General features: G+C 33.1%; 15 protein-coding genes. 13 read left to right on the top strand and 2 right to left on the bottom strand.

The window, feature by feature from the left end; genetic code table 11:
* The first annotated feature begins 7 nt into the window (after positions 1 to 7).
* The 10 genes from ACFVAD_RS20455 to ACFVAD_RS20410 all read left to right on the top strand — a co-directional run bounded on the left by ACFVAD_RS20455 (position 8) and on the right by ACFVAD_RS20410 (position 6,765).
* Positions 8 to 862 (top strand): hypothetical protein, encoded by an 855-nt coding sequence (locus ACFVAD_RS20455; RefSeq protein WP_386644507.1) that lies wholly within the window; start codon positions 8 to 10, stop codon positions 860 to 862.
* A gap of 4 nt (positions 863 to 866) precedes the next feature.
* Complete coding sequence (locus ACFVAD_RS20450) at positions 867 to 1,040, top strand: hypothetical protein (protein WP_386644504.1); 174 nt, start codon at positions 867 to 869, stop codon at positions 1,038 to 1,040.
* Positions 1,041 to 2,259: 1,219 nt separating this feature from the next.
* Positions 2,260 to 3,039: a twin-arginine translocase subunit TatC gene (gene tatC / locus ACFVAD_RS20445; protein ID WP_386644501.1), complete on the top strand. Its 780-nt coding sequence runs from the start codon at positions 2,260 to 2,262 to the stop codon at positions 3,037 to 3,039.
* Positions 3,032 to 3,244: a twin-arginine translocase TatA/TatE family subunit gene (locus tag ACFVAD_RS20440; protein ID WP_386644499.1), complete on the top strand. Its 213-nt coding sequence runs from the start codon at positions 3,032 to 3,034 to the stop codon at positions 3,242 to 3,244. Before tatC ends, ACFVAD_RS20440 begins: the two co-directional genes overlap by 8 nt.
* Positions 3,245 to 3,249: 5 nt before the next feature.
* Positions 3,250 to 3,768, top strand: coding sequence for a MauE/DoxX family redox-associated membrane protein (locus ACFVAD_RS20435; RefSeq protein WP_386644496.1), 519 nt, complete (start codon positions 3,250 to 3,252; stop codon positions 3,766 to 3,768).
* A gap of 13 nt (positions 3,769 to 3,781) precedes the next feature.
* Positions 3,782 to 4,369 (top strand): TlpA family protein disulfide reductase, encoded by a 588-nt coding sequence (locus ACFVAD_RS20430; RefSeq protein ID WP_386644494.1) that lies wholly within the window; start codon positions 3,782 to 3,784, stop codon positions 4,367 to 4,369.
* Positions 4,370 to 4,929: 560 nt separating this feature from the next.
* Entirely contained in the window at positions 4,930 to 5,529 is a 600-nt protein-coding gene (locus ACFVAD_RS20425) for a hypothetical protein (RefSeq protein WP_386644492.1), read from the top strand.
* 49 nt (positions 5,530 to 5,578) lie between these two features.
* Complete coding sequence (locus tag ACFVAD_RS20420; protein WP_386644489.1) at positions 5,579 to 6,109, top strand: hypothetical protein; 531 nt, start codon at positions 5,579 to 5,581, stop codon at positions 6,107 to 6,109.
* 51 nt (positions 6,110 to 6,160) lie between these two features.
* Positions 6,161 to 6,496: an alpha/beta fold hydrolase gene (locus ACFVAD_RS20415; protein WP_386644486.1), complete on the top strand. Its 336-nt coding sequence runs from the start codon at positions 6,161 to 6,163 to the stop codon at positions 6,494 to 6,496.
* A gap of 17 nt (positions 6,497 to 6,513) precedes the next feature.
* Positions 6,514 to 6,765, top strand: a complete 252-nt coding sequence (locus ACFVAD_RS20410; protein ID WP_386644483.1) for an alpha/beta fold hydrolase — start codon at positions 6,514 to 6,516, stop codon at positions 6,763 to 6,765.
* Positions 6,766 to 6,861: 96 nt separating this feature from the next.
* Here ACFVAD_RS20410 and ACFVAD_RS20405 read toward each other — a convergent pair whose 3' ends face one another.
* Entirely contained in the window at positions 6,862 to 8,034 is a 1,173-nt protein-coding gene (locus ACFVAD_RS20405) for a tyrosine-type recombinase/integrase (protein ID WP_386644480.1), read from the bottom strand.
* Between the two features lie 695 nt (positions 8,035 to 8,729).
* On the opposite strand from ACFVAD_RS20405, the gene ACFVAD_RS20400 reads away from it, so the two are divergent.
* The 3 genes from ACFVAD_RS20400 (at position 8,730) to ACFVAD_RS20390 (ending at position 10,809) form a co-directional block, all read left to right on the top strand.
* A complete protein-coding gene (locus ACFVAD_RS20400; protein WP_386644477.1) occupies positions 8,730 to 9,314 on the top strand; it encodes a hypothetical protein in 585 nt (194 codons plus the stop codon).
* Between the two features lie 16 nt (positions 9,315 to 9,330).
* Complete coding sequence (locus ACFVAD_RS20395; RefSeq protein ID WP_386644474.1) at positions 9,331 to 9,723, top strand: hypothetical protein; 393 nt, start codon at positions 9,331 to 9,333, stop codon at positions 9,721 to 9,723.
* Positions 9,724 to 10,302: 579 nt separating this feature from the next.
* On the top strand, positions 10,303 to 10,809 hold the full coding sequence (locus ACFVAD_RS20390) for a hypothetical protein (protein ID WP_386644472.1): 507 nt from the start codon (positions 10,303 to 10,305) through the stop codon (positions 10,807 to 10,809).
* Positions 10,810 to 11,162: 353 nt separating this feature from the next.
* Here the strand turns inward: ACFVAD_RS20390 and ACFVAD_RS20385 are convergent, their stop codons facing one another.
* Positions 11,163 to 11,498: a hypothetical protein gene (locus ACFVAD_RS20385; protein ID WP_386644469.1), complete on the bottom strand. Its 336-nt coding sequence runs from the start codon at positions 11,496 to 11,498 to the stop codon at positions 11,163 to 11,165.
* Between the last annotated feature and the right edge of the window lie 81 nt (positions 11,499 to 11,579).

The raw sequence follows: 11,579 nt of genomic DNA, 5'->3' as shown, positions 1-11,579 counted from the left end.
GATTAAAATGCAATCAGCTATTTTGCCTGGTGGTCAAGTCATTACAGTAAATGAATATAATCCGGAAATCCACGGAGATAGCATTTATTGTCTTGATAAATCCTGTTCAGCCCCTGTTATCTTTGTAAAAGGAACGGATAGTGTGGTATCGCATTTTAAAACAACAGGCAAGTCGGAAGAAAACAAACATTCGAGTACTTGCGGATTTTACAAGCCGCTTTCCTTTTTCGAATCCGTAGCCAAAGTAGAAGAGTATCAGCAGGACCTACTAGATAACGGGATCAAAAAGCATATTGTAAAGATAAATTTTAATAAGTTGGATCCTGATTATGAACCAAAAACGGTAGAGAGAGAAGAAAAGGAGAAGAAGTCTGTAGATCCAACAGAAATTAAAATCAAGCAAGAGAATGAGACTCCAAAGAGTATTGGCTCCTTAAAGGCTGTTGTTAATCTCCTTACCTCTTATGACCCTGGTATCTTGTCGAGCATTGTTGTTCAGGTAAAAGGCGCTAAAATACCAATATCGAGGTTAATTCTCCATTTCGAGAAGGCCTATGAGCAGCACTGGAATGATGAGCTCCTTGAAACTCCTTACTTCATCTTCGGAAAAGTAGAACGGGTAATCCGGAGGGAAAAAGTCTATTTTATTGTATTTGAAAGCAAAGATAAGAGATCGCAATTTTCACTAGTAGTATTCGATAAGTACTTTAAGCACTTTACTCTACGGGACGACCAACTCGTAGGAAAAGAAATTATTTCTTACGGGTTCCTTAAGAAAAATACATTTAACCAGGATAAAAAAAGAAGTGAGTTAAGCATTAAATCTGATAAATTCATTCAAATTCTAACAAGTAAAGGATGATATTATGAGCCAGATGGAATGGCAAAAGAAAATAATAAAAGAAGAATATGTAAATGTTGCGCATGAGGAAAACAAGGAAGAATCTTTTTACAAGAAGCTGCGCAAGCAAAGGCATAAAAGATTTCCAGAATCAATAACAAACCCGTTATATAACGATAAACAGGGAGGATATAGATGAAAATATATGAACCTTATCACAGATAGGTAAATTTTTAAAATCTCGGATGGCTTATTGAGAATGGCGTATATCTACGAACCTATAGAGAAATGAAAAGGAAGGCAATTGTGGAGAATTTTGTTCAAAGCATGAGAGAAATAGGCGTAACTGAAACGGAGATTACTCCAAAGTGTGAGGAATTTCTAGCAAGGAAACAGGCTTTAACTTAATTTTTTAAAAAATAACAAAGAATATAACAACCTTTCATAAATGTTAGAATTTTCATGAAAAATATAGGCGTGTAATCTTTACTTAAAACTTTCTTTTTTTTTATAAATGTATTTGAGTAAGAAATTAAAGGTATTTCCGTCCAAAATATGTATTAACGTATGTAATAAGACTATCATAAGAGAGGATAGTTCGTTCAATATATGAGTGAATGTCCTCTCTTTTTCTTTTCCCCATGCTTATCACCTTTTGTATTAGCGTTTCCATTAACTAAATCTGAGGGGCAGATTCCATTCTTAGCCATGTGGTATTCTGCCACCATAATTACAGCTTTCGCCAGTACGTCCATATTAAGCTTACATTTATTTCTCACTTAGACTGATAAACCATATAAAACTCTTTGTCTTCCATTCTCCATTACCTCTAATGAAAATAACTTCCCAAATCCTCTACCAGTTATCTGTCCCAGCATTTCTCCTTTCAACTTGCCTCCCAACTTCATAATGTCCTTCTATTACTAGTCTATTTCATTTTAATTTTAATTAGAATTTGTTTTTTATATGTATATCCATTTCAATTTTCAGGAAAGTGATAGTAAAAATATAATAATTATTCAATAAGTTAGCCTACTAATTTCCCAAGTGGAAAATAAATGGATATGTGCAGTACATGCAGAATTATTTATAATGAATGAAAAAAAGGAGGATATATGGGATTTCTGCATTATATCTTTACAAATTTTATGCAGAAATAAAAAGGAAAAAGGGGATGTTCTCCAACTCCTTCTGATAATAGTTCTGAGCGTTTTCGAAAAAGTTTACAATATTATCCGTTTATGCCAGGAATCTACCGATGAGTGAAGTAAAGTATTGTATAGGTGAAAATTCACTTTAAATTGGGAATAGCAGATAAATATTTATTCTTTCAGGAATAAATATGGAAAAATTTTAAAAAATATGGTAAATTTTTTGTAATTATCTGAATACTGTAGTCAAACAAAGGAGTTGTGAAAGTGAATGAATTAGAGTCCGGAGAGAATTTAAAATCTATAAAGGAACACCTTATTGAAATTAGAAAAAGGATAACTATAATATTCGGATTTTTCATCTTTATACTTATTATTTCTTACTTTCTAACCCCCGGTACACTGAATTATTTAAAATCGTCGGCTGCTGATTACAACATTTCCTTAAATGTATTTAAAATAACAGAATCAGTCACTATATACCTTCAAACTATGCTTTTTTTGTCAATATGTTTAACTCTCCCTTTCCTTTTTGGTCAAATATACTTTTTCATAAAGCCAGCATTGAATAAACAAACCCAAAAAATTTCACTTATCCTTATCCCCATTATTTCTGTATTGTTTTTCGTTGGTTCGAGTATAGGACTATTTATTTTTGTGCCATTACTATTAACATTTTTCTTAGAAGCAACTGTTGTATTAGGAATGAACACTGTTTATAGTTTTTCAGATTTTTATTCTTTTGTATTCACTATTTGCTTAATATTTGGATTGTTTTTAGAGATTCCAGCAATTACTAGTTTTTTAACGTTCATTGGAATCCTGACCCCCGAAAAGCTCAAATCTATAAGGCGGTTTGTTTATATTTTCCTAACGTTTGTTGCTGTTATTTCAACTCCACCTGATTTTATTTCTGGTTTAATTGTACTCGGAGTCCTAATTAGTTTATATGAGCTTAGTATTTTCATTGCATATATTATTTTTCACCGATTTAGGAAAAAACAAACAATGAATACTGTTCAGAAAGGGGGTGATCTAAGTGTTTAGTAATATTGGTATCCCAGGAGTTATCATGTTGATTCTAGTTTGTTTGATTGTATTTGGATCGAAAAATTTACCGGAAGTAGGGCGTTCTGTAGGCAAATCGTTAAGAGAGTTTAAAGGAGCATTTGGAGATAATGAAGAAAATAAAAATTCCGATGTTAATAAAAAAGACCCTATTAGTATAGTCGGGAAGGAAAGAAAGGACTGAATATAGTGGAGCATATTTTTAATATTTGCTTATATTCACTATTCTGGATGTTAATTGTTTCATCAGTTCCCAAAATAATAAACATGAAATATTTCTTGCAGTTAGTAAGCGAATATGACTTTTTACCTAAACCCTTCTTAATAATATATGGAATTACATTACCCTTCGCAGAAATTAGTGGAGCCATTTTATTAATGATGACTGAGTATATCCTAATAGGAAGTGGCTTGATATTCTTGTTGTTAGTGAGCTTTACCATTGGTGTAACATATATGATAGCTAATGGTAAAGAAACTACATGTGGATGCTATGGAAAATTACTTGATGTAAAAGTGGGAAAGCTTACATTGTTGAAAATTACATTCCTCTTAATTGCTAACATTGTTATTGTCTTTGGTCAAAATTATTTTCAAGTGGAATTCGAAATTCCTCTATTTTTAACTGGTCTTGCTTTGACTTTCATGATACTGCTCTTTGAGAAGATTTGGAACAACTATAAAATTAATGTTGAATTACTTAATTAGGGAGGTTACTACAATGGGACAAGACGCTTTACTTTATTCAAATATTCTTTTATGGGCGGCAATTCTATTTATATTATTTTGTCTGTTTTTATTATTCAGACAATTCGGAACAGTATATTTAGCCAAATCGGAAGCTATTGAACGTGATGGGGTTCCAATAGGTAGGGTTTTCACTCGAGTTGAAGGATTATCCTATTTCACAGACCAATTAGTTACAAACAATTCATTCAGTGATAAACCTACAATCATTGCATTTATTTCACCAGGTTGTTTGCCTTGTAGAGAATTACTCCCTGATTGGAATAAAGCTTACACTAAATATAGTAAAAAAGTAAATTTTATTTTAATAGGTGTTGGTGATAAGAAGAGTTTTTCAAAACTAAATAATGTTGATGCCATTAAAGGTGAATTAATTCTAGATCCTGAAAGAAATATCTTACAAGGAAGCAGAGTTAGAGTCACACCCTTTGCCTTCGCTTTGGATGAAAATGGAGAGGTGAAAGGCAAAGGCTTGTGTAACGGGCTATCTCACATTGAAGGGTTAATTAATTCCCTTAATAGCGATTTTGAATCTATAGAGTTGGAAGGAGTGCTAAATTGATGCTTAAATTAGTCCAATCTATTGATAATTTCACTAAAGTAATTGCGGAAAATCTAGAAAGGAAAGTTAGTAGATCAATTTTTATCAAGACGGTGGTTGGAGCTATATTTCTATCGTTTATGAGCTTTGCAAAGAACCCAAACAAGGTCTTAGCTAACGGTTCATATTCCTGGTGCGAAACCTGGTATCCTCCTGAAACAGGATGTACCTTCCCTAATAGAAAAAGATGCGCTGGATGTTCCTCTTCTCAATCTACTAAGTGTCCTTCTGGACACTCAGTATATAAACATTGGTATACATCCACCGGCTGTTGGTGTGTAAGTTATAGTTGGGGTTCTATTGCTTGTTGTGATTGTATGCCGAGTGGGAAATCAGGTATTTCAAACGCATGTGGTTGTAACATTAATTTATAAATAGCTCTATAGAGGGAGAATTAACTTTGGCATTCTCCCTTTATATTAGATTAGGAGAGGGGGGCAAGTATGGTTACTTATTCCGTTTTAATATGTATTCTTTTATCAGTAGTTTCAGGTATTACAAAGATTGGCACCAATTGAGGTATGAATGTAACCTTAGAGGTGAGTCTCCTAGGTGAGGAGACTTTAAAGAGAAAAATTTCTGTTTCATTTCATTATTTTCTAGCATCAACTATTTCAGGATCCATTTCTGGATTCCTCTACACTTCAATGATTTTCGTAGTGCTATCTTGGATTCCTTTCAGCATAAAAGGTGGTATCTTTTCAATTTTACTATTTGTTTATACATTAGATGCATTTAAGTTAATAAAAATAAAGTTACCTGAAAATAAGTGGCAAATCCCATCTGAGTGGTTTAAGGGAAGTACTATTCAAAATATGTGGGTTTGGGGTTTAATTCTAGGAGCAGGTATGTTCACGTACATGCCTTATGCTACCTTCTATATACTCTATATCTATATTGGATTGTTTATGAACCCTATCTATGGATTTGCTTTTGGTTTTGTCTATGCATTTTCGAGAGCTCTTCCAACAGTGATTGTGTTACTTTCTAGTAAAAAAGTAGAAATGAAGGATGTCAAACGATTATATGTTAATAAGACAAATACATTTTTGTACTTAAATGGACTTACCTTACTAGTAACTTCATGTATTTTTATCTTATTACTGTTTAAAACTATTTAAATGTTTAGGTAAATACCCTGTGGAGATTATAAAAAATTGGGAGGTAAAAATGTTAAAAAAGATTCCTTTATTAATATTAATTTCTGTATTTTTAACAGCTTGCACAAGTGAACAAACAAAAAACCTTAATGAAAATAAACAGATTGAACACCTTAATGAAGAAGAACATAACCAAAATAGTGAAATTGAAAAATGGGTAGAAAGCGCAAAATTAATTAGAAAAACTTCTAATGAAGATGAGTTAGTTTTTCTAATTGGAGACAATGGGAAATTCGGGATTGCGGAATACGGGCCATTTATTTCCGGACAAGACCAAAAATATATGTGGCACTTTTGGGGAGATAAAAAAACCTTTCTAAAACCATTTAAAGTAATAGGTGTTAGTGAAAGAACTGGAGAAAGGAAAGAACTTTTTTCTTTACCTGCCTCTACTATGCTTGCCCCGAACAACGGAGCCGATCACCATTTACCCTCTACTCTTAAGTTATCTGAGCCGGGATTATGGAAATTAGAGGCCTACTTTGGAGAAGAATTGTTTGGAACTATTACTGTAAAGTCATTAGAAAACCGAAGTAACTAAACGATAAAGGACCACTTGGATTCATTTTTGTGCCAAGTGGTTTTTCTATCTTTGAATAATGAAATGGGAAACCTAGAGACTCTGCGAATACAATTAGGCTTTAAAAAGATGAATTTATTAGGGGAATCATGGGGATCAATGCTCGCTTTACTTTATGTAACTACATATCCGGAAAGAGTCAATAAAATGCTTTCAACAGCTGCAATAGGCGTTACTTCTAAGGGATTAGAAAGGTTTAGTAAAGAACTAGAGAAGAGACAAACTGAGGATGATAAAATCAAGCATTCCAAATTGGAAGAGAATCTCAAAATCGGAGAATCTTCAATAAACGATTTACTTCATATATTGGAGCATTATTACGTTATCTCAAGAAACTTTAAAGCGTAAAGAGAAAACCACGTTTAGTGGTGAATAAAGCAATAGGAATGGATATGGGAAACAATTATAATGTGACTGAAAATGTACATAAGATTTCAAAAATCCCCATCCTTGTTGCTCAAGGAAATCACGACATGCTAACCCCTTCTTTAATTAAAGAGCTATTGTTGGAACACATACCTCATGCAAAACTTGTAGAGATTGAGAAATGTGGCCATTGGACTGTTGTTGAGCAACCAGGAAAGATGTGCAATGTGGCATTAAGTTTTTCCGAATAAGTAAGAAAATAAAAATCAATTCTCCCCTATTTTCTAATAAATGTCTTAGCGTGGGTTTTATGTCAAAATGTTGGTGGTACCCCTATTGGAATCAAATTAAATATATTCAGCTAAAACACCATTTTTCCACTGATGAATCGCATTCCGCTCCTGTTCAAACACTTTAGCAAGGTAGATCACAGTCGTTTCAATCTGCTCATGTCCAAGACTTCTACTAATATCATAGATATCTGAACCGCTGTAATGAGAAATTATCGCAAATGCATGTCTCATGGTATGGGGAGAGATCGGATTCTCCCTGTTTTTTAATATTTCCAATGGTGTCCGCTTTATAGCTGTTTTAATATAGGTAGAGAAATACGAATTTGAATAGGGTTTGCCTGTGTTGGTTGTGAATAGGTGAGAATTATCAGTATCGTTAAGGAAGGTTGGCAATCCTCTAACTTTCCTAAATTCCACAATACTATCAAATACCTTTGGTTTTACGACACAAATTCTATTTTTATTTCCTTTTCCCAACACTTCAAGGTAATAGTCTCCTGTAGCATAATTCTTCTTCAAATCCTTTACTCTCAACCTGCAGAATTCTATATTCCTTATACCTGTTGTCACTAGAAGGTGAATGATACCAAATAAGATAGGATGATTTTCCTCCTTTAAATAGTTAAGGAGTTCGAGAACTTCTGATGGTCCCAGGTCCCTATTAGGCAATTCCTCTCTTTTTACAGTTGCAACTTTTAGCCCTGCAGCAACATCCTTCTCTATATACCGTGAGTTAAATAAAAAGCGAAAAAAGCTCTTAATAATTGAAGTCTTTTTCGCAATAGTAGTCGCCGTGAACCTTTCTTTATTATAAAGGAGTCTTGGTGCGGTTTTTACCAACCATTCCTGATAATTCTCTAGATGGGTTTCATCTAGACTTTTGAATAATGATCCCTCCTTTATATCATATATTTCTATCCCCATTGACTGACTATATTCAACAATATGCTTCGAAAATTGGAGAAGTTCTCTTAAGTATTCAGTTCTAGTTTTTTCGCTTTTGTTTTTAGTATCATCAATATTTTTCTGATCGTGAACGTAGTAGTATATCATTTCTAAATCGTTAAAATCCTGAAATTTTTCATTATCAAACTTTTGATTATATTGTCTTCTTACGGCAAGTTTATTGTAATACCGGTTGTCGTTTAAATTTGCTATCATTATTGGAATAGGGGGCAGCTTGGCGCTGGCAGATAAACTTTCTATCAAACTTAGGTTTGTGGTCATCCAAACACTCCTGTCAGAAAAATATTTTCTCTAAAAAAGAATATTTACAATAGAATAGAGCTGAAATATACTTTACTTATAAGCTATTTGGCTTTTTTTATGCAACCTAACAGGGTTAGCAGAAAATATCATTTAATCCAATACGCAGTCTTTGGACATTAGAATTTGTGGCACATACCAGTGTGTTCGAATCTATTCTGTTCATAGGCTGCTTTTTTATTTTCAAAAAAAGCAAGTGATCTCCTGACTGGAGAAAAGTGATATTTTTACACCGCAATAAAAATAAATACGGAACGATGAATGTTTCCGATAAAAGACTGGGGACCCACCTCAGTCTTTTGTTTTAACTAAATATAGTTAAATTAAATTAGAGAACACTAATATTCATTAATTACAACAAGGTATAACTATAAAGACATTAATTTACTTACTATAAGTTAATGTATATAAACTTATTATAGTTTATTTCAATTCAATATTCTATATATATAAAATAATACAATATTAGTTTATATAATATTAATATTAAATAACTAAATAATACTTTAACTTAATATACATAAATTACTTTCCATATTGTAATTTAATTATCATTAACTTATAATCAAGTTAATAGACTATCACAAATATTCAGCGGAGTGATATTTCATCTATTAACCTTTTAGAAAAAACATTTTAGAAAGGGTGTTTCAAAAATGGGGAAAAAAATTGAAAAAACGGTAATGTTGAATTTTCAACCTATCCAGGTAACGTTGAAAGTGAATCAAGAGATTTCGATGGAAGAATTACTTCAATTAGCGGAAGAAGCAGTTATTAAGCAAATTAAAACAAAAACAACTCGGTATTCTTATTCAGTGAAAGAGGGAGAATCATTTCAATTAGAGGAAGCTTCACCGGGATTAATAGTAAGGGAGAAAAGCACCGGGAAAATAGGGGTGATCTATGCGATTAAACCTAATAACAAATATCCGATTGAAATCGTGATGGAAGGTGTACGTAGATTAAAGGTAATGCCAATCACTCTCGAACCAGTGAAGGATAACATACATATAGAGTCAGCGGTTTTTGGCAGGGAAGCATTCCTTAAAGAAACTGACGAGTGGGTGGAAGGCCATACTGGGTACTTCAAGAACAAGAATGAATTGATTCCTTTTGTAGTTAATAAAGTTACGAAGAAAGAAATCCGTATTTTCCCGATTAGACACACAAAATCCAATAATTACTATCCGTTAACTACTCAACATAAATCTCTTATGCTCGATACCAAAAATAAGGATTAAGGAGGAGGACCAGACCTTGGAAAATCTATCATCAAACAATGTGATTGCTCATATAAAAATAGACGGGAAAGAAGTTCCCGTCTATGAGTCAAATATAGGGGAGAATTTCGTATTTGATAACCTGTTAATAGAAGTTAAGTCGTATCTAGCTGCAACTCCTATAAGACGAGAATTGATAGGAGTTGGGTATGCTTTATTAGATAAGCCACATCGTTTTGCAGTAACAAGAAGGAATCTGGAAGAAGTAACAGCAACACGCAAGCTGCTGAATCATCTTAAAACTCGACATAATATAGAGCTAGATAGCTCTACATTAGAAGATCCTGCTTGTATTGATCTTGACTCCTGGGAATTTGAATACGTTCGTTTTGTGAAGCCCAACGGGAGGGAAATTTCTCTCGTCATTTAAAAGATATATAATAGAAGGAACTCGGAAAAAAATAATAGTAATAGTACATCCCTTGTGAAGAAATTTTATCAACTCAGATTATAGATATAGGGGTATCTTCAGGATTATGCGGATATACAACAATAGGGAAGAGAACATTGTCTCAAATAGGGTTTTAATCTCTTGGGACTTTACCGATTTCACATCTAATAAAGTTTGGGAGTATCTCCTAAGACTTGTCTGGAAATGCTTTACCTTGTTAAATTTTCGTATTTAACGCTCCGACGGCTTAACGTTATAAAACCGCATTTTTGGGAAACTACTTCCGAATCTGTTAATAAGGTTTGAGAAGGCATTGGTTCCAGATGTTTTGTTTGATAGTGTTAGCTCATTGGCTGATTTGAATTCTAAGTGGGGTTTTGCCTGGTACCTCAGTTATGTTTGAGGAGTATAGGGGCCAATAACAAGAAATAAATGAATTCAAAAAAATTTTAGAGTATTAGTTGTTTTTTTAACAATAAATTTCTCTTTATATAATAACAGGTTGTCGATCGTGCACAATCGAGAACTTGAAAATCCAATATTAAGGAGATGTATAATATGTCATACACTACTAGAGAATATACTGCCACAATTACCGCAACTCTAAGTCAAATTCGCTCTATGTCTACGGCACATGGTGCGGCTTATCGTACACTAAATGAAAATTTATCAGGACCTGTCTCACAAGTTTTATTTAACCCAGTTACTTCAGCAGCTTGGGGCGCTCTTGTAGGACGTGTACTTGTTGGGAAAGCAGTACCGATAGCTTCTGCTGGTTATTTCATGGCAGAGCTTGTTAACTACATGAATAGTACAGCAAAAGAACTTCACAAAAATAAAATTTTAGGTGGACGAAGAATTATTGATGATGAATTAATTCCTTTTTTAGAAAACGGCAAGTACACAGCGGTAGAGGCTGAATTCCTTTTCTTAGAGCATAACTTAGGGAGCGGTAACTCTGCTCGTTTTATTCAAGGGCCACATACAGGTGGTAGCCCTGTCCCTCCCGGTACCTACATTGTAAAACGTGTACAAACTTCTAGTGGACAATGGATTATTCTCTAAAAAAAATAATAAATTTCCAGGTTACGCTGTCGAGATTTTATCGACAGCGTGTTTTTTCTGTAAATTTCATTTCTTTTCAAATACAAACGTATGGGCTTTGCAAGAGAAAGGGGAATGTGAGTGTGCAAGTATCACTAATTCTTTTTAAAACATGAACAAAATTACCTAGATTCTTAACCACATAAAAAGCTTGTAGAGAAAAACAAGGATCTCTACAAGCTGACAGAGCAATTTGCTGTTTTTTCTTTTTTTTATTATTAGAACCTTTTAGTAAAAGTTATAATTCTTTAATTAATCTTTAAATCCCAATCTCAAATAATACTAACCCTTAAGGTTTAATGCAATTATGGACTCTATAAAAAAATAACAACGATTATTGCAAAAGTAGTTAATAAAGAGGAAATATGTTTCTTCCCTACGAGGAATTTCCATTCTAGAATGGATTGATACAATAGTATAGAAGCAATACCACATACAAATACTAACCTGAGTGTATCGTTATTACTATTATTGATATAAGCAATAATCCAAATACTCAAGAAAATTAATGTTATAAATCCTTTCCCTAAAATATTCATTTTGCTTCCATTTGAGTCCTCTAAGTCCACTCCCCCTAAGGTTAAGCGTTTTCCTATTATTTCATTAATGAAAACTAAAACAACCACAATAAACAATGCCCCTAAGGTCATAAAAATTCCCCCACAATCTATTTTTGTTTAAATATTAACATAATTCTGCCACTAATTGTGTATTTATACTGGATATTACTT

The sequence above is a fragment of the Sutcliffiella sp. NPDC057660 genome (assembly GCF_042800035.1).
Taxonomy (GTDB): domain Bacteria; phylum Bacillota; class Bacilli; order Bacillales; family Bacillaceae_I; genus Sutcliffiella_A.
This window is presented reverse-complemented; position numbering and strand designations above follow the sequence as displayed.

Bases quoted from the DNA above. Each gene is read 5' to 3' on its own strand.
- ACFVAD_RS20455 (WP_386644507.1), top strand. From the start codon at position 8: ATGCAATCAGCTATTTTGCCTGGTGGTCAAGTCATTACAGTAAATGAA.
- ACFVAD_RS20400 (WP_386644477.1), top strand. From the start codon at position 8,730: ATGGGGAAAAAAATTGAAAAAACGGTAATGTTGAATTTTCAACCTATC.
- ACFVAD_RS20430 (WP_386644494.1), top strand. From the start codon at position 3,782: ATGGGACAAGACGCTTTACTTTATTCAAATATTCTTTTATGGGCGGCA.
- ACFVAD_RS20385 (WP_386644469.1), bottom strand. From the start codon at position 11,498: ATGACCTTAGGGGCATTGTTTATTGTGGTTGTTTTAGTTTTCATTAAT.
- ACFVAD_RS20390 (WP_386644472.1), top strand. From the start codon at position 10,303: ATGTCATACACTACTAGAGAATATACTGCCACAATTACCGCAACTCTA.
- ACFVAD_RS20450 (WP_386644504.1), top strand. From the start codon at position 867: ATGAGCCAGATGGAATGGCAAAAGAAAATAATAAAAGAAGAATATGTA.
- ACFVAD_RS20425 (WP_386644492.1), top strand. From the start codon at position 4,930: ATGAATGTAACCTTAGAGGTGAGTCTCCTAGGTGAGGAGACTTTAAAG.
- ACFVAD_RS20405 (WP_386644480.1), bottom strand. From the start codon at position 8,034: ATGACCACAAACCTAAGTTTGATAGAAAGTTTATCTGCCAGCGCCAAG.
- ACFVAD_RS20420 (WP_386644489.1), top strand. From the start codon at position 5,579: ATGTTAAAAAAGATTCCTTTATTAATATTAATTTCTGTATTTTTAACA.